Source organism: Bradyrhizobium sp. URHA0013 (assembly GCF_000518345.1).
Classification (GTDB): domain Bacteria; phylum Pseudomonadota; class Alphaproteobacteria; order Rhizobiales; family Xanthobacteraceae; genus Bradyrhizobium.
This window is the reverse complement of the sequence record NZ_JADK01000003.1, coordinates 681,419-699,088: the sequence shown is the minus strand read 5'-3', so window position 1 is coordinate 699,088 and position 17,670 is coordinate 681,419. Positions and strand designations below refer to the sequence as shown.

Genomic DNA, 17,670 nt, shown 5'->3' with positions numbered 1-17,670 from the left:
CACCTTCGGCGGGGGTTAAAGCGCACAATCCTCCGCCGCATATATGAATAATGTTTTCTGCAGCAGAGTTCAAATTCTCAGGATTCCGCCGGGTGGCCGCCGCACTGCGCAACGACGTGCGGCGAGCCAGCTCATTGAAGCACAATTGGACAAGGGCGGAGCGAACATGTGGGGGTGATTGACAACGCCATTTCCGCTGTTGGGCCCAAAGCGGACCTCGCTCAAAAGCTGTAGGCCATTGACACAGCACGCTGCTTGGCTCAATGTTACGCGCCGTAGCATTCGCGGTGAGGAGCAGTTGGCCCCTCTCCAGCGATTTCAAGGTCGGATGGGCCAAGTTTGCGAAGGCGCGATTTTATCGCTCTTGCAAGCGGCGTAGCGGTAGCTTGGAACAATGAGCAATGAGAAGGCCTTTAAAGTCCGATACCAGCGCCGGGAATGCACTCTCGCGACGCTCTATGCTGACCGGACTGGCGGCAACCTGCGTTGCGGCGCCGGCGAAATGGAGTTGGGCTGCCGAAATCGGTGGTGGTCCGTCCTTTTTCCCCGATGGCCCGGACGCCGAACTTTACGGCGCGGCCGAGAACTACCCGATCAAGGACCGGTGGAGGATCTTCCAGCCCGGCAATCCGGCCTCGCCAAAATACCGCGTCGGCGCATTCAGTCATTACGATGAGATATTCCCGACACGCCACGTCGATCGCGCGGCCACATCCTGGCCATTCAAGCGAACGCCGGCGGATGTCAGCTACCAGTACAAGGGAAACCGCGCTTCGCTTGCGGATTATCTGTCGCGCAATCCGGTGACGGGCCTGTTGATCGCTAAGGACGACCGGATTCTGGTTGAGTGCTATCAGTACGGCCGCACCGATCGAGACCGGCTGATATCGCAGTCGATGGCAAAATCTATCACTGGCATGCTGGTAGGGATCGCGACCGCGGAAGGCGCGATCAAGTCGATCGACGATGCTGCGGAGACCTATGTTCCCGGCTTGAAGGGCACGGAATACGGTGCAACGCCGATCCGCGCGCTGCTGCACATGTCGTCTGGCGTGAAGTTCGGTGAAGAGAACGATGAAGCGAAAGGCAGCGGAGACGACCTCGATCGCCTGTGGGGCGACATGGTGCGCAAACACTGGTTTTCCCAAAAAGGCACCGTTGCCAGCATCGCGCAATTCAACCAACGGATCGCGCCGCCGGGGACGCGATTCCATTACGCCAGTATCGAGACGGACGTGCTTGGTCTCGTGCTGCATTACGCGACCGGTCAATCAATGTGCGGCTATCTCCAGGAAAAAGTTTGGCAGCCGATCGGCACGGAAGCGGATGCCAAATGGCTGATTGATGCGGATGGCCGTGAGGTAGCGCACGGGTTCTTCAATGCGGTACTGCGCGATTACGCGCGGCTCGCCCGTCTGCTGGCCCACAACGGAGCGTGGGAAGGCAAACAGATAATACCGGCACAGTGGATGATTGATGCGACCACGGTGCTTGCCTCCGAGACGTATCTGGCAAAAGCCGAGGGAGGGTTCGGGTACGGCTATCAGGTCTACCTGTTTCCCGGCAGCAGACGGCAATTCGCGCTCTTGGGGCACCTCGGGCAGCGCATCCTCGTTGATCCGCCCTCGAAGCTGGTCATGGTGCAGACCGCCGTCGATGAAAAGTCCCCCGAAATCTGGCGTCTGTGGTCGGCCGTGGTCGCGCAGTTCGGGTGACGCCACCTTTTCTCCCAGGGGAAGAGAGGTCCACTCCGCCCTCGACGTCGGAATAGAAAGCCCAATGAGCTGCGAGGTCTGCTTCTGGCCATTGCGACAATCTTGACCCAGCGCCTTGTTGTCGGCATGACGCAACTTTCAAACCGAAAAGGACTCCAATTGTTTCCTGATTCCACTATCAAATGGCGGCCCTACCCTTCGATAATTGATGGCATCGAACGCCCACCTTTTGTTTTCGATCAAGGCCTTTGGCGCGGCGTTCTCTATCTCATCGTGGTGGCACCGAACCCCGGCCTTCGCGCTTACGGCATCGAAATGTCCTGCGAGATCTATTCGGGCATCGAAGAAATGATCTATTCGGTCGCCGATCACGGGGACAAAACAACTGGCCGCTACGACGGCGGAGTCTACGTTAAAGAAGCTGAGAACTCGGCATTGCTGAAAGCCTACGCTGCGACCGATCCGGTCGGTCGGAAGCCGCGGCACTTCTCCTTTGTCGGAGGCGACTACTGCTACGAGGTGCTTGGCTTCTCCGAACCCATCATACGAGCGTTTAGCAGCCCCGAAGAGGCATATGCTTGGGGACCTTCTAGGTCCGATGAGAAAGTAAACTAGGTCAGCAGCAACGCAGAGCCAGCACTTCCGCTGCTGGCCCGAAGCTGACTCACAAAGCCGGACTGGCCATGTCCGGTTTCGCGGACAGAGCGGACACCGGCTACCCCGCGAGCTAGCGCGTTTACGACTACGCTCCCCAGCGCATCCGGGCGCGCACCGAGTCTGCTGTGTTGAATGGATTCAAGTCTGAGGACGATTGTTTCGAGCCTGCGCGCGAGGTGGTGTGAAGCTCGAGGATATCGATCCGGAGTAGCGGTTGGGCTCGCCCTGTCACGCGTGCCGCGACAATGGCATCGTGCGCCTGTTTTGCCCGACGAGTCAATATTTCGCCAAAACCTAATTTTCGTTTTTCGCTATCTTGCCCGGCGGATTCAACGGATTCGCAAAGCACCTAAGTCATTGATCCCGCTCATGCCGGCTACTGTGCATGGGGTTGTTTTCGAGGTTTTTGTTTTGAGAGCACGACAGTGCGAGGATGAATCGGACCTGGCCCGGCTCGCCCGCTACTTCATCACCCGCAGATTCTTGGTCGTGAACCGCTGGGTCTTGCCGTCTGGACGAACCGGTCGCCGCGTGCCGGCGGCCTTGCCGGTGCCGGGCGGCTGGTGCGCGGGGACCAGCTGGTCGGGGCGCGAGCCGATCAGGTCGGCGCGGCCCATCTCTTTCAGGGCTTCACGCAGCACCGGCCAATTGTCGGGGTCGTGGTAGCGCAGGAACGCCTTGTGCAAGCGGCGCTGGCGCAGCCCCTTGATGGCCTCGACCTTGTCGCTGCCGCCGCGCCGCACGCCGCGCAGCGGGTTGACGCCGGTGTGGTACATCGCCGTCGCGGTCGCCATCGGCGAGGGCAGGAAGGTCTGCACTTGATCCGCGCGGTAGCGGTTCTTCTTCAGCCAGAGCGCGAGGTTCATCATGTCCTCGTCGGTCGTGCCCGGATGCGCCGCGATGAAATACGGGATCAGATAATATTTCTTGCCGGCCTGTTCGGCCGCGGCATCGAACATGCGCTTGAACTGGTTGTAGGCGCCGATGCCGGGCTTCATCATCTTGTCAAGCGGCCCGCGCTCGGTATGTTCGGGCGCGATCTTCAGATAGCCGCCGACGTGATGGGTGACGAGCTCCTTGATGTATTCGGGGCTTTCGACCGCGAGGTCGTAGCGCACGCCGGAAGCCACCATCACCTTCTTGATGCCCTTGGTCTCGCGCACCTTGCGATAGAGCCGGATCAGATCGTCATGCGAGGTGTTGAGGTTCGGGCAGATCTCCGGGAAGACGCAGGAGGGCCGCCGGCACGCCGCCTCGACCTTGGGATCCTTGCATGCCATCCGGTACATGTTGGCGGTGGGACCGCCGATGTCGGAGATCACGCCGGTGAAGCCGGGCGTCTTATCGCGGATCTTCTCGATCTCGCGCAGGATCGAGCCCTCGGAGCGGTTCTGAATGATGCGGCCCTCGTGCTCGGTGATCGAGCAGAAGGTGCAGCCGCCGAAACAGCCGCGCATGATCGTCACCGAGAATTTGATCATGTCCCACGCGGGGATCTTCGCGTCACCGTAGGACGGATGCGGGGCGCGCGCGTAAGGAAGATCGTAAACCGCGTCCATCTCCTCGCTGGTCAGCGGGATCGGCGGCGGGTTGAGCCAGAGATCGCGATCGCCGTGACGCTGCACCAGCGGCCGCGCATTGCCGGGATTGCTCTCACGATGCAGCACGCGTGACGCGCGCGCATAGGCTTCCTTGTCCTGCTCGACCTGCTCCAAAGCGGGCAGCCGAATCACGGTCAAGCCTTTGGTGCGCGAAGCGCCTTCGTCGGCGGAGTCGAGATCGTCGGCGTGCAGCTCGACATAGTCCTCAGGGACCCGGCGGAACAGCGCGACGCCCCTGATGTCGTCGAGCTCGCGCGGCGCTTCGCCGGCGGCAAGACGGTTGGCCACTTCGACGACGGCGCGCTCGGCATTGCCGTAGAGCAAGAGGTCCGCCTTGGCGTCCGCCAGCACAGAGCGGCGTACCTTGTCGGACCAGTAATCGTAATGCGCGATCCGGCGCAGCGAGGCCTCGATGCCGCCGAGCACGACCGGGACGCCCTTGAACGCCTCGCGGCAACGCTGCGCGTAGACCACGGTGCAGCGGTCCGGCCGCTTGCCGCCTTCGCCGCCCGCAGTATAGGCATCGTCATGGCGCAGGCGGCGGTCCGCGGTGTAGCGGTTCACCATCGAATCCATGTTGCCTCCGGTGACGCCGAAGAAGACTTTTGGCTTGCCCAATGCCTTGAACGGCTCGGCCGAATGCCAGTCCGGCTGCGAGATGATGCCGACGCGAAAACCCTGCGCCTCCAGCAGGCGGCCGATGATGGCCATGCCGAAGCTGGGATGGTCGACATAGGCATCGCCCGTCACCAGCACGATGTCGCAGACGTCCCAGCCGAGCGCATCCATCTCGGCGCGGCTCATCGGGAGGAATGGCGCCGGCTTGTGCGGGCGTGCCTGCGCCATCAGGGGCTTTTCGGCGGCGATGATCTGGATGTCCATGGCGCCTACGCATAGGACTCCGGGACGGCGAATACAACCGACAGGCGCGTGAAAGATGCGGTTCCGTGGCCGGCAGCCCGGGCGTGCGAACGCGTTAACCGTTCGCGAGCGCCGCCATCAGCTGTGTGACGCCGTCCACATACCGCCCAGCCTGCACCGCGTCATGCTCTGCCTCGTTTCAAGGGAGAGATCGATGTTTGTGGTCGACATGCTGCTGATCCTGGCGATGATGTTTTTCCTGTTCCTGCCGATCACCGATCGCAGGACAGTGCGGATGAGACTCTGCATGCTGTGCGCGCTGCTGGCGCTGTTCTCGGTCTCCGTCACCCGTACCCAGATCGCACCGGTGCAACTCGCGGGCGTAGGCTCGACCCATTAAGCGCGCCAGCGGATCCATGTTTCGGATCACGCGCAGGAACCAACTGCCCTCGCGAACATTCTGATGCAGGGTTTGCGCCGGCCCGGCTGGCGCGCGCTCGCGCCCGGGGTTTAGTATCGCCTCGATGTTCGCCTCTGGCGGATGGGGGAGCCGTGAGTACAGTCATAGAGAACTTGCTGCTTCGAAAGCAGAAGCTGGTTGAGCAGCTCGAGAAGGCGCCCACGGTCGAGGACCGCGACAAAATCGAACACCAGCTCGAACAGATCAACACCGCGCTGGATTTTCTGGACAGGCCCGGCACGAAAAATGCGCGGTAGCAGCGCTCAATCCACCTGCAGCGCTTTGGCGTAGACCACGCCCGAATTGGTGACGTGCGTGGTCATCAGCGTCGCGAAGGCGGCGAACTCGCCGCGGGCGAACAGATCGAGCAGCTTGCGATGCTCGTCGAAGGACGTGCGTGTGCGCACGTCGATCGGCGAAGTCAAATTGGTGCGCAGTGCTGCGACGCGGCTGGATGCGAGCTGATAGGATTCGGCGAGATAGCGGTTGCCGCAATGGGCGAACAGCGCCTCGTGAAAAGCGGCATCGGCGCGCCCGTAGGCGATATTGTCCCTGGCTGCGATCGCCGGCTCCATCGCCGCGATCGCATCGCTCATCGTCGCGATCGCACCGGCGCGATCATGGTGGAAGGCTAGCTCGGCTGCCTTGGGCTCCAGCGCGATTCGGAACGTGCAGAGCGCGGTGATGTCTTCGGCGCTTGGCGTAAAGACAAAACTGCCGACCTGCGGGCGGATCACCACGAGGCCCTGCGCCTGCAACTGACCCATCGCCTCGCGCACCGGGGTGCGGCTGACGCCGAAGGAGTTTGCCACCATCTCCTCCGAGATGGCTGCACCCAGCGCGAACTCGCCGTCGATGATGGCCTGGCGCAGCCGCTGCACGACCCGTTGCGACAGCGATTTCGGTGCATCGAGCTTCAGCGATCGCATCGGATCTCTCAGATCACCTTGCCGGGGTTGAGCAGATGATCGGGATCGAGTGCGGCCTTCAGCGTCCGCATCAGCGCGATCTCGGCCTCGCCGCGGGCATGACCCAGCCACTTCTTCTTCAGCGTGCCGATGCCGTGCTCGGCGGAGACGCTGCCGCCCATCTCACGCACGAGACCGTAGATGATCGCGTCCATCGCTTCCTTCGGCTGCTGCTCGACGGCAAGGCCGGTCACCCAGGAGACGAGATGCAGATTGCCGTCGCCGATATGGCCGTAATAGACGCTCTCGCATCCCTCGATGCCCTTTGCGAGCGCCGCCTTGCAGCGCGTGACGAACTCGTCCATCCGCGCCACGGCAAGGCCGATGTCGTAGGAGATGTGCGGCCCCAGCACCTGGCCGAACTCGGCACAGATGTCGCGCACGCGCCAGAAGCTTTGCGTCTGCGCCAGCGATTGCGCCACGGCGGCGTCGGCGAGCAGCCCGCGCTCCATCAGCTCTTCGAGCCAGCTTTGGAAGCGCGGCGCGTCGAGGCTCTCGTCGGTGCCCTGCGCTTCGACCAGCACGTAGAGGCCGTGGCCTGCCGCGACCGGCGGCTTGACGCCGGCGCGATTGGTGATCACGTCCCAATAGTCCGGCCACATCACCTCGAATGCCGACAGCAGCGGGCCGAGCCCGCTTCGCGCGGCGCCGAGCAGCGCGATCACCGCGGCATAGTCCTCGAGCGCGCAGAGCGCGGCCATGGTCGAGCGCGGTTTTGGAAATAGCCGCAGCACCACGCGGGTGATGATGCCGAGCGTGCCCTCCGAGCCGATGAACAGATGCTTCAGATCATAGCCGGCATTGTTCTTCATCAGCTTGTTGAGGCTGGTGATGATGGTGCCGTCGGGCAGCACGACTTCGAGCCCGAGCACCAGCTCGCGCGTCATGCCGTAGCGGATCACGCGGTTGCCGCCGGCATTGGTCGAGAGATTGCCGCCGATCGCGCAGGAGCCGCGCGAGCCGAGGTCGAGCGGAAAGAAGAACCCGGCTTTGTCGGCCGCCATCTGGATCGTCTGAAGCGGCGTACCTGCTTTCACCGTCATCGTCATCGAGGCATGATCGATCTCCTCGATGCCGCTCATGCGCTCCAGCGAGATCGCGACCCAGCCTGCTTCAGGCGATGCGCCGCGGCACAGCCCGGTCAATCCGCCCTGCGGCACGAACGGCAGATGCGCCTGCCGGCAGGTCAGAATCGCGTCGGCCACGCCTTGCGCGTCGACCGGGCGGATCACCGCCAGCGGCGTTTGCGGCAGGCTCGCGCTCCAGTCGTTGCAATTGCGCGCGGGCACGTCGGTGCCGACAAGCACAGCAGCCGCGCCGAGCCTGTCGCGCAGGACGCCGAACAGTTGGTCGGGCCGCTCGATGGGGGTCACCATGTTCATGCGAGACCTCCTCGGAATCTGGCTGCGTGTTATGTCCGCCATGACGGCGGAAAGGGTTTGCGTGTTTGTTGTATGTAAGGTACAAGGCGAAAAGTAAAGCAAAAACAAGGCTGGTGTGATGAACGAGGCAATTCGCGGGTTCTGGGTGGCGTCGGCGACGCCGCTGGCGACGGACGGCAGCGTGGACTCCGCAAAGCTCGTCGCCCACGCCAAGCAACTCTTCGATAAGGGCGTCGACGGTGTCGTGCTGTTCGGCACCACCGGCGAGGGCACCTCGTTCAATGTCGCCGAACGGGTCGCGACCATCGAAGCCGTGCTCAAGGCCGGCGTTGCGCCGGACCGCATCGGAATCGGCGGGGGCTTCCCCGCGATCAGCGACAGCATCGCATTGACGCGTGCCGTGCTCGGACTCGGCCTGCGTCACGTGCTGTATCTGCCGCCTTACTTCGACCGCAGCGTCACCCCTGAAGGTATCGAGGATGCGTTTGCGGCGATCCTCGACCGCGTCGCCGACGATCGCCTGCGTGCCTACCTCTATCATATCCCGCAGATCTCGGGTGTCGCGATCCCGACCGGCGTCGCCGCGGATTTGCGCAAGCGCTACGGCAAGGTCGTTGCGGGCCTGAAAGACTCCAGCGGCGACTTCAAGCAGTTCCAGGCGTTCCGTGCCGCCGCTCCCGAGCTCGCCATCACCGTCGGCAACGAAGTTGACATCGCCCGCGCGATCGCCGCCGGCGGTGCCGGCACCATCTGCGGCATGGCCAACATCGCGCCGGAGCTGGTCAAGGCGATGATCGACGGCAAGGATGTCGAAGCACGCATGCAGGCTGCCGTGGACATCGTGGTGAAATCACCATCCTTCCTCACGACGTTGAAAGCCATCCTCGCGGCACAGACGGGCGATGCGAGCTGGCTGCGCGTGCGGCCGCCGCTCCGGGCGTTGTCCGACGGCACCGCGCTCAAGCGGAAGCTCGACGAGCTGACGGCTCCCGCTATCGCGTGAGAACGCGCAAAACCGTGACAAGTTGCCGCGAATTCGCGCGCTGCGTGTCGCGACCGCTGCGCAATCAATCGAGGATTGCCGAATAGCGCGACTAGAGCCTAGAACCATTCAACACTAGAGCGATTCAAGTCCGCTTGCGGTTCTCTTCACGCACAGCGGCTGTTAGACGCGCCAGCTTCTGCGTCTGACCTGGAAGTGAATCGAAAGTGCGTGTCTATCTGGACGGCCAGCGCGTCAGCGGCCGTCGAAGGCCTGCCGGCGACAGCCGCGCGGCTCTTCTCATCGGAGCGGCCGTGCTGCTCGCCGAATTTTTCTCCAGCTCGGCGACCGCGCAGGCCCAATCCGCACTGTCGCCGGTGACGGTGGAAGCGCCGGCGCCGCGGCCGAAAACGGCGCGCGCATCGGAAACATCTCAACGCCGGACGCAAGCGGCCGCACGTCAGCGCAGCCGCAATGCCACCACCCCCGCGGCTCCGACGCCATCGGAACGCGCCGCGGCTGATGCCGCCGCGCAACAAGCCGCAAAGCTCGGCTACCGCGCGATGCCGAGCGCGACGACGTTGCGCAGCGGGGCCTCTCCGCTCGACACCTCGCAATCCGTCAATGTCGTGCCCGCGCAGGTTCTGAAGGACCAACTGCCGCGCAATATCGACGACGCGCTGGTCAACATCAGCGGGATCACCCAGACCAACACGCTCGCCGGCACCCAGGATGCCGTGATCCGCCGCGGCTTCGGCGACAACCGCGACGGCTCGATCATGCGCAACGGCATGCCGCTGGTGCAGGGGCGCAGCCTGAACGCCGCGGTCGAAAGCGTTGAGGTGCTGAAGGGGCCAGCATCGCTACTTTACGGCATCATGGATCCCGGGGGCATCGTCAACACCATCAGCAAGCGTCCGGAGCTCTACCAGCACGGTTCGGTCACGCTGCTCGGCTCGACATTCGCGAACAATCGCAACGGCGCCGACGGCACGCTCGACATCACCGGTCCGATCGGCGACCAAGGCCTTGCCTATCGGTTCGTCGGTTACGGCGTCAGCGAGGACTATTGGCGCAATTTCGGCCGCCACAGGGAAATGCTGGTGAACCCGTCGCTGGCCTGGTACGGCGACACCACGACGGTCCAGCTCACCTATGAGCACCGCGAATTCATCTACCCATTCGACCGCGGCACTGCCTTCGTCAAGGGCGCTCCGCTGGCGATCCCGAAGACGCGCCGGCTCGACGAGCCCTTCAACAACATGTGGGGCATCTCCGACCTGGTGCAGGCCTCGGTCGAGCAGAAGCTCGACGACAATTGGAAGGTCACCGCAGCCTACAGCTACAACACCGAGACGTTCAGTGCCAACCAACTTCGCATCACCGGCGTCAACGCGACGACTGGCGTCGAGACCCGCAGCAACGACGGCACGCGTAACTCGCTGAGCAACGCCAGCTACGGCACCTCCTATTTGCAGGGTGACGTCTGGGTCGGCGGCTTCCGAAACGAGATCTTGTTCGGAGGCGAGGCGCTCTATCGCACGATCGACCGCCACGATTTGATTCGGCAGGCGACGGCGAGCTTCAATTTCTACAACCCGATCTACGGGCTGGTCGTGCCGGGCACGACCGTTTCGCCAGTGGACAGCGAGCAGACGGACAAGCTCGGCACCCGCGGTTTCTTCGCCCAGGACACCTTCCATCTGACCAACTGGCTGTCCGTGGTCGGAGGCGTGCGCTGGATGGAATACGAGCAGTTCGCGGGAAAAGGCCGGCCGAACTTCATCACAAACACCAATTTGGCGGGTGACAAGGTGCTGCCGCTAGGCGGCGTCATCTTCAAGCTGAACGATCAGCTCTCCTATTACGTGAGCTATACGCAGTCGCTGAAGCCGACATCGGTCATCGCGGCGTTCACCACCGGCTTTGTCGTCGACTCCACCATCGCGCCTGAAGAAGGAACGCAATGGGAGACCGGTCTGAAGTTCGATGTCAACAAGCGGCTGTCGGGCACCCTGGCCGTCTACGACATCCAGAAGAAGAATGTGCTGGTGCTGGATGACATCGGCGGAGGCAAGTCGGCGGCGCGTGCCTCCGGCGCGGCCAGGTCGCGCGGCGTCGAATTGGACGTGACCGGCAAACTGACCGATCAATGGAGCCTGATCGGAAGTTATGGGTATACCGATGCCCGGCTGATCAATGATCCCGCTGTCGGTAACGCCAAGCTCCTGAACGCCGCCATGAACACGGCTTCGCTCTATCTCGTCTACGATTTCGCCGATGCGCTGCCCGGACGTCTGCGGCTTGGCGGTGGCGCGCACTACGTCAGCGACCGGCCGGGCGACGCCGCCAACACGTTCTTCATGCCGGCCTATACCGTCGCGGACATCTTTGCGACCTACGACACCAAGGTCGACAATCTGCCGGTGACCTATCAGTTCAACGTCAAGAACCTGTTCGACAAGGTCTATTATACGTCCACCACCGGGAACGCCTTAAACGTCGCGATCGGCGACGCGCGCAGAGTATCCCTATCGGCGACGGTGAAGTTCTAGCGATGACAGTGTGGCGCGAGCAAGCCGATTTCCCGGTCGTGCAGACCAGAAGGACCGGCGCCGATGCGTGAGTGCTGGCGCGCGATCAAGGCCGCCCTCCACCAGGTCCATTCCATCGCCGGCCTCGTGCTCGCGCTGCTGCTTGCTGTGATCGCGTTGAGCGGCGCGATCATGAGTTTTGAGGATGAGATCGTCGATCATCGCAACGCCGGCATCATGCAGGTCGCGCCGCGCCAGTCACCGGCGCTGATGCCGGACGAACTGGTTGCGCGCCTGACTGCGGCGCAGGATGTCGGCAAGGTCTCCGCCGTGACGCTAGCAAGTGATCCGTCCGCCGCGGTGCATGTGCGCTTCGCCCGCGACGAACGAGGCGCGCGGCCGTCCTCGCTCTATGTCGATCCCTATGACGCGCGCGTGTTGGGCGCACCTCGCGGCGAAGAGTTTTTCGCGACCGTGCGCAAGCTGCATCGCTGGCTGTTGATTCCCGGCGACGCCAAGGGCTGGGGGCGTCAGATCACGGGCGTGGCCGCGCTCGGCTTGATCGTGATGCTCATCTCGGGCCTCGTGCTGCGCTGGCCGCGGCGTGCAGGCAGCGCGAAGATGTGGCTGAAGCCCAATCTCGCCCTCAGCGGACGCGGCCTCCATCGCTCGCTGCACGCGGTGATCGGCACTTGGGTCCTGCCGGTCTATCTGGTGATGACGCTGACCGGGCTGTGGTACTCGTTCGACTGGTACAAGGACGGTGCCGTCTGGTTGCTGTCGCGCCCGCAGGCCGCCTCGGCGAAGATGCAGCCGAAGATGCCTGCAGGCGCCAGCGAGACGGCACAGCCGATCGGCTTTGATCGCGCGTGGGGCGCCTTCCTGCACGAAGAGGGCAGCCGCTTCTCCAAGGCGTTGCTGACGTTGCCCGCCGGTCCGGGCACGGTGATCCGGATCCGCTCCTGGGGGAAAGACTCGACCCTCGACACCACCCGCGACGAATTCCGCGTCGATGCCGTCACCGGCCAATTCGTTTCTGCGGAACGCTACGCCGACAAGGTGTTCGGTGAGAAGATCATTGCGAATGTGCTCGACATCCACCGCGGTGCGATTCTGGGTTGGCCCGGCAAACTTGCGTTTATGATCGCGGCCGCGCTGATGCCGCTGTTCGTGGTCACCGGCATTTTGCTTTATCTGTCGCGCCGCAAGCTGCGGCGCCCTGCGGAGCCGCGGCTCGGGCGGCTCGTGCCGGGCGAGTGAACGGGCGGACTGCTTCGACAGGGCTTGGTGTTGCCCGGGTGAACCGCCGTCGTCGTATCACTTCGCCTGCATGCGCCGTTCGTCGAGGACGATGTCGTTGTTGATGGCGTAGACGAAGCAGCCGCCATCCCGGCCGTTCCGCGCGGGATCGCTGTTACATTTCGCAAGCGCGGAGGTCTGGGCGTCTTTAAGGCTGGGGTCCCCTGCCGAGATGAACAGCTTACCCCAGGGATGGATCGCGATCGCCTTGGGCTCCATGGCCTTGTCGTAGTTCTGCACGTCAGGGCGCTGTCGCGTGATCCGCCGGATGATTGGAATCTGCGACAAGCCGTACTTGCCTGCATAATGCAGCCGCGGCATGTCTCTCGACGCGAGCTCGCCTTCAGCGACGATTTCCTCGTTGACCGCCAGCAGGGCGCATGGCTTGCCGTAGCGAAGCTGACAGGATTCCAGTGCACGGTCTCCCGTCGCCGAAGCGTCGTCCTGTTCGCGCGTCCGAAGGTAGCTCGCATTGACGAGCTCCACGGCCTGTCCCTTGTTGGGTTTGCAGGCGAGATAGTCCTTGATCAGCGTGTCGCGAAGCGTTGGGTGTACGGCCGGCGTCGCTGCGGCCATGATCGAGGCCATTGCCCGCTCGAATTGCGATTTGCGTTCGGCATTGGTGAGCGCGGCCATGGCGACGCCCGGAAGCGCCAGAAACACCACCAGGAATTTTAGCACTTTCATATTGCGCCCCCCCAGACGATTCGGAACTTTAGCCCTCAAGCGCGGCATACGAAACGATTTTCAGCCGGGGACCACGGTGGGCGCGCCCGCCGGTCGGAGCCATACCCCCCGGATCGGGCTGGCCAACCGGCCGGCAATCATTCAAGAACCAGTCCCGTTCAAGTCTCCCAAGGTTGCCTGTCTCATGAAGCCTTCGACCGTCACACCCGCCGATATCCGCCGTGCACTGCTGCTCCGCGCGGAGATCGCTCTGCTCGATCTCAGGCACGAGGCTGGTTTCGCGACGGGACATCCGCTGTTTGCTGCCAACATGGCCGCGGACCGGATCGGGATCGAAGCCGAGGTGCGGCTGCCGCGCAAGGAAGTGGCGATCGTGCTCTATGATGACGGCGAGGGCCTCGTCACTGCCGGCGCCGAGCGGTTGGCCGCGCTCGGCTATACCAATGTCCGCGCGCTCGATGGTGGGCTGAAGGCCTGGCGCGACGCCGGCTATCAAATCTTCGAGGACGTCAACTCCTACTCAAAAGCCTTTGGCGAGCTGGTCGAATCGCGCCGGCACACCCCGTCGTTCAGTGCCGACGAGGTGGCTAAACTCATCGCGGACAAGGCCAACATCGCGATCCTCGACGTTCGCCGCTTCGACGAGTATGCCACCATGAACATCCCGGGCTCGGTCAGCGTGCCCGGCGCGGAGCTGGTGCTGCGGGCAGGGCAGGCGGCACCCGATGTCGACACCACCATCATCGTGAATTGCGCCGGCCGCACCCGCTCGATCATCGGCACCCAATCGCTGATCAATGCCGGCGTCCCGAACAAGGTCCGGGCGCTGCGCAACGGCACCATCGGCTGGACGCTGGCGCGGCATACGCTCGACCACGGTGCCGACCGGCGTGGCGCGATCGGGCCGTTCGAGGGCGGCCCGGCCAATGCGCGCGACGTCGCCTATCGCGCCGGTGTGCGCCACATCGGTGCGAGCGAGATGGCTGCGCTTGTCGCGCAGGCCGATCGCACGCTCTATCGCTTCGACGTGCGTGACGCCGAGGAATATGCCGCCGGCCATCTCCCGGGGTTTCGTCACTATCCCGGCGGACAGCTGGTCCAGGAAACCGATATGGCCGCACCGGTGCGCGGCGCGCGCATCGCGCTGACCGACGACAAGGGCGTCCGCGCCGACATGACGGCGTCCTGGCTCGCGCAGATGGGCTGGGAGGTCTATGTGCGGGAAGGTGGCTATGACGGCGCGCTCGAAATCGGTCCGCCGCACGTCCTGCCCAAGGCCGACCCCGCCCACCGTTACCGCCGCCCCTATGAAGGCACCGGTGTCGACGAGCGTGCGATGCAGGCCTATCTCGATTGGGAGTATGGCCTGGTCGAACAATTGCGTTTGGACGGCACGCACGGGTTTTACGTGATCTGACGAGCGCCCGCCATCTTCTCCCCGTATCCGAACCCTATTGTGCTGCGCATCCCCCGCGGTCTATGAGCTGCGGCGAAGCTGTGACCCACGGAGATTTCATGTCAGTCCCAGGCCAAAGCCCTGAGCGGAGCGCGAAGGCGCTGCTGCTTGAAGGCGTCAACGACAGCGCCGTGGACCTGTTCAGAACGGCGGGTTTCACCAATGTCGAGCGCCTGACCAAGGCGCTGGACGGCGAGGATTTGCGGCGGGCGCTCAAGGGCGTGTCATTGCTCGGCATCCGCTCGCGCACCCAGATCACCGATCAGGTGCTGGAAGCGGCCGACCAGCTTCTCGCCATCGGCTGCTTCAGCGTCGGCACAAACCAGGTCGATCTGCTGGCGGCGCGCAAGCGCGGCATTCCGGTGTTCAACGCGCCGTTCTCCAACACGCGCAGCGTCGCCGAGCTCGTGATCGGTGAGATCGTGATGCTGCTGCGGCGCATCTTCCCGCGCTCGGTGTCGGCCCATGAGGGCGGCTGGGACAAGTCGGCGACCGGCAGCCGCGAGGTGCGCGGCCGCACCCTCGGCATCATCGGCTACGGCAATATCGGCTCGCAGCTCTCGACGCTGGCCGAGGCGATCGGCATGCGCGTGATCTATTTCGACCGCACCGACAAGCTCCGCCACGGTAACACCGAGCCGGTCGAGAAGCTGGAAGAGCTGCTGGCGCAGAGCGACGTCGTCAGCCTGCATGTGCCGGAAACGCCGGAGACATCAGGGATGATCGGCGAGAAGGAGCTGCGGGCGATGAAGCCCGGCTCCCTCCTGATCAACAACAGCCGCGGCACCGTCGTCGATCTCGATGCGCTGGCGGGAGCTCTGCGCGACGGTCACCTCGCGGGCGCCGCCATCGACGTGTTTCCGGTCGAGCCGTCCTCGAACTCCGATCGCTTCAAGAGCCCGGTGCAGGGCCTCGGCAATGTCATCCTCACCCCGCATATCGGCGGTTCGACTGAGGAGGCGCAGGAGCGCATCGGCGGCGAGGTCGCGCGCAAGCTGGTCGACTTCTTCATCACCGGCTCGACCACGGGGGCGGTGAATTTTCCGGAGGTGCAGCTGCATCTGCGCCCCTCCGGCGCGCGCTTCAGCCACGTCCATCGCAACGTGCCCGGCATGCTGCGCCGGCTCAACGAAGTGTTCCTGCAGCGCGACATCAATATCGCCGCGCAATATCTGGAGACCTCCGGCGACCTCGGTTACGTCGTGCTCGACGCCGACCTCGGCGGCCAAGATTCAGGCGCGCTGCTGCAGCAGATCCGCAGCCTCGAGGGCACCGTCGGCGCGCGGCTGGTGTTTGAGCACTAGCGTCATTGACGGCCGGTCGGAAGGCGCCTTGAATACGGCCTGCTGGCGGAACGAACGAGAACAGAAAGTGCAGGGGGAAACGATGGCGCAAGGGCGTGCGAAGCTGTGTGTATTGCTCGTGGGCGCAGTGACTGCACTGGGCGCGAACTCCGCTGCAGCGGTGACGCTGGCCGAGGATGCGGACGCCGTCTGCAAGGGCCTGGTCGGCGGCACTGACGCCGTGAAGATCGATTCGGCGACGTTGCTGGCGCCGTCGCAACTGGCCGTCGCCGAACGCGGCCCGACGCCGTCGGGGCGCGTCACGCCCGCCAATCCCGGCTTCTGCAAGGTGCTCGGCCATATCGATCCCAGCGATCCCAAGGCGCCGCCGATCAGATTTCAGGTCAATCTTCCCGTCGAATGGAACGGCCGCTCGCTGCAATATGGCGGGGGCGGATTCAACGGCGTGCTGATCACGGGCCTGACGCTGCCGCCGGCCTATCCCTTCGACAAGCCGTCGCCGCTCGCGCGCGGCTTCGTCACCTACGGGACCGATTCCGGTCATGAGTCCAAGCCGGGCGAGCCGCCGCAACTGTTCGCGCTCAACGACGAAGCCTTCGAGAATTTCGCCCATCGCGCCTACAAGAAGGTACGCGATGCCGCCGTCGCGCTGATGCAGCGCGCCTACGGCAAGAGGCCTGAGAAAATGTACTTCATGGGGTCGTCCGAAGGCGGCCGCGAAGGCCTCACCATGGCACAGCGCTATCCCGATGATTTCGACGGCATCTTTGCCCGCGTGCCCGTCATCAACTGGGTCGGCCTGCAGCATGCCGGCACCCGCTCGGGTCTCGTGACCATGGGCGATGGCTGGATCAATCCGGCGCAGGTGAAGCTCGTCGGCGACGCCGTGCGCGCGGCTTGCGACAAGGCCGACGGCTCCGACGACGCGCTGGTGCAAGATCCCGTGTCCTGCAAGGCGGCGTTCAAGGCGGAGACGCTGCGTTGCGCGAGCGGCAAGACGGGCGATCAGTGCCTCACCGACGCGCAGATCAAGGCGATCGACACCCTGCATGCGACCTACAAATTCCCGTTTCCCCTCGCCAATGGTCTCGATGATTATCCGGGCTGGGGCGTGTCGGGCGAGGACACGCCGGCGGTTGGGCCGACCGGCGGCTGGGTCGCATGGTGGCTCGGCACGGCGTCTCCTGCGCAGCCGCCTGCGCCCAACAACGGTATCGCCTGGATCTACGGTGCCGGCGGCATCCAATATGTGTTCGCGCGCGATCCCAAGCTCGACGTGACGACCTATAAGCCCGAAGAGCACAAGGGGCGGCTGCTCGAGGTCTCCAGCCTGATGGATTCCACCGATCCCGACCTCAGCCGCTTCCGCGCTCGCGGCGGCCGGCTGATCATGCTCGAACACATGGCGGACTACGCGCAGAGCCCCTATGCCGGCATCCGCTATTTCGAGAGCGTCGAACGCAAGCTCGGCAAGGCCGAGACGGCCGAATTCGCGCGGCTCTACACCGCGCCCGGGGTCGACCATGTCGGCTCCGGCGCGCCGGCCAATGTCGACATGCTGAGCGCGCTGGTCGACTGGGTCGAAAAGGGCAAGGCGCCCGGCGATTTGGAAGTCGCCGAGCAGAAGGTCGAAGCGCCGTCCTTTGCGACGCTTCGCGCGCTGCCGCTGTGCCGCTGGCCGGCCTGGCCGCACTACAAGAGCGGTCCGGTGACGGAGGCAGCGAGCTTCACCTGCGCGCCGTAGCCGGCGCGCCACTTCGGAGC

The 17,670-nt window shown here is 64.1% G+C and carries 14 protein-coding genes; 10 read left to right on the top strand and 4 right to left on the bottom strand.

Annotated elements, in window-relative coordinates; all coding sequences use genetic code 11:
* Nucleotides 1-458 precede the first annotated feature (458 nt).
* Nucleotides 459-1,715, top strand: coding sequence for a serine hydrolase (locus tag N551_RS0103520; protein WP_027565773.1), 1,257 nt, complete (start codon nt 459-461; stop codon nt 1,713-1,715).
* Between the two features lie 102 nt (nt 1,716-1,817).
* Entirely contained in the window at nt 1,818-2,330 is a 513-nt protein-coding gene (locus N551_RS36525) for a hypothetical protein (RefSeq protein WP_155809408.1), read from the top strand.
* 503 nt (nt 2,331-2,833) lie between these two features.
* Here the strand turns inward: N551_RS36525 and N551_RS0103510 are convergent.
* Nucleotides 2,834-4,855 carry a YgiQ family radical SAM protein gene (locus N551_RS0103510; protein ID WP_027565772.1) on the bottom strand — a complete coding sequence of 674 codons (2,022 nt, stop codon included), beginning with the start codon at nt 4,853-4,855 and terminating at the stop codon, nt 2,834-2,836.
* Nucleotides 4,856-5,048: 193 nt separating this feature from the next.
* Between N551_RS0103510 and N551_RS35170 the strand changes: the two genes are divergently transcribed.
* Nucleotides 5,049-5,234 (top strand): hypothetical protein, encoded by a 186-nt coding sequence (locus tag N551_RS35170; protein ID WP_035961037.1) that lies wholly within the window; start codon nt 5,049-5,051, stop codon nt 5,232-5,234.
* Nucleotides 5,235-5,386: 152 nt separating this feature from the next.
* Nucleotides 5,387-5,551 (top strand): hypothetical protein, encoded by a 165-nt coding sequence (locus N551_RS38620; protein ID WP_197031097.1) that lies wholly within the window; start codon nt 5,387-5,389, stop codon nt 5,549-5,551.
* 6 nt (nt 5,552-5,557) lie between these two features.
* Here the strand turns inward: N551_RS38620 and N551_RS0103495 are convergent, their stop codons facing one another.
* Nucleotides 5,558-6,223: a GntR family transcriptional regulator gene (locus N551_RS0103495; protein WP_027565771.1), complete on the bottom strand. Its 666-nt coding sequence runs from the start codon at nt 6,221-6,223 to the stop codon at nt 5,558-5,560.
* A gap of 8 nt (nt 6,224-6,231) precedes the next feature.
* Complete coding sequence (locus tag N551_RS0103490; protein ID WP_027565770.1) at nt 6,232-7,644, bottom strand: FAD-binding oxidoreductase; 1,413 nt, start codon at nt 7,642-7,644, stop codon at nt 6,232-6,234.
* Between the two features lie 118 nt (nt 7,645-7,762).
* On the opposite strand from N551_RS0103490, the gene N551_RS0103485 reads away from it, so the two are divergent.
* The 3 genes from N551_RS0103485 to N551_RS0103475 all read left to right on the top strand — a co-directional run bounded on the left by N551_RS0103485 (nt 7,763) and on the right by N551_RS0103475 (nt 12,420).
* Nucleotides 7,763-8,647: a dihydrodipicolinate synthase family protein gene (locus N551_RS0103485; protein WP_027565769.1), complete on the top strand. Its 885-nt coding sequence runs from the start codon at nt 7,763-7,765 to the stop codon at nt 8,645-8,647.
* 206 nt (nt 8,648-8,853) lie between these two features.
* Nucleotides 8,854-11,181 (top strand): TonB-dependent siderophore receptor, encoded by a 2,328-nt coding sequence (locus tag N551_RS0103480; protein ID WP_027565768.1) that lies wholly within the window; start codon nt 8,854-8,856, stop codon nt 11,179-11,181.
* 63 nt (nt 11,182-11,244) lie between these two features.
* Nucleotides 11,245-12,420, top strand: coding sequence for a PepSY domain-containing protein (locus N551_RS0103475; protein ID WP_027565767.1), 1,176 nt, complete (start codon nt 11,245-11,247; stop codon nt 12,418-12,420).
* Nucleotides 12,421-12,477: 57 nt separating this feature from the next.
* Here the strand turns inward: N551_RS0103475 and N551_RS0103470 are convergent, their stop codons facing one another.
* Entirely contained in the window at nt 12,478-13,146 is a 669-nt protein-coding gene (locus N551_RS0103470; protein ID WP_027565766.1) for a hypothetical protein, read from the bottom strand.
* Nucleotides 13,147-13,330: 184 nt separating this feature from the next.
* On the opposite strand from N551_RS0103470, the gene N551_RS0103465 reads away from it, so the two are divergent.
* The 3 genes from N551_RS0103465 (at nt 13,331) to N551_RS0103455 (ending at nt 17,650) form a co-directional block, all read left to right on the top strand.
* Nucleotides 13,331-14,563: a rhodanese-like domain-containing protein gene (locus tag N551_RS0103465; RefSeq protein WP_027565765.1), complete on the top strand. Its 1,233-nt coding sequence runs from the start codon at nt 13,331-13,333 to the stop codon at nt 14,561-14,563.
* A 98-nt stretch (nt 14,564-14,661) separates the two neighbouring features.
* A complete protein-coding gene (gene serA / locus N551_RS0103460) occupies nt 14,662-15,906 on the top strand; it encodes a phosphoglycerate dehydrogenase (RefSeq protein WP_027565764.1) in 1,245 nt (414 codons plus the stop codon).
* Nucleotides 15,907-15,988: 82 nt separating this feature from the next.
* A complete protein-coding gene (locus tag N551_RS0103455) occupies nt 15,989-17,650 on the top strand; it encodes a tannase/feruloyl esterase family alpha/beta hydrolase (RefSeq protein ID WP_027565763.1) in 1,662 nt (553 codons plus the stop codon).
* The last annotated feature ends 20 nt before the right edge of the window (nt 17,651-17,670 follow it).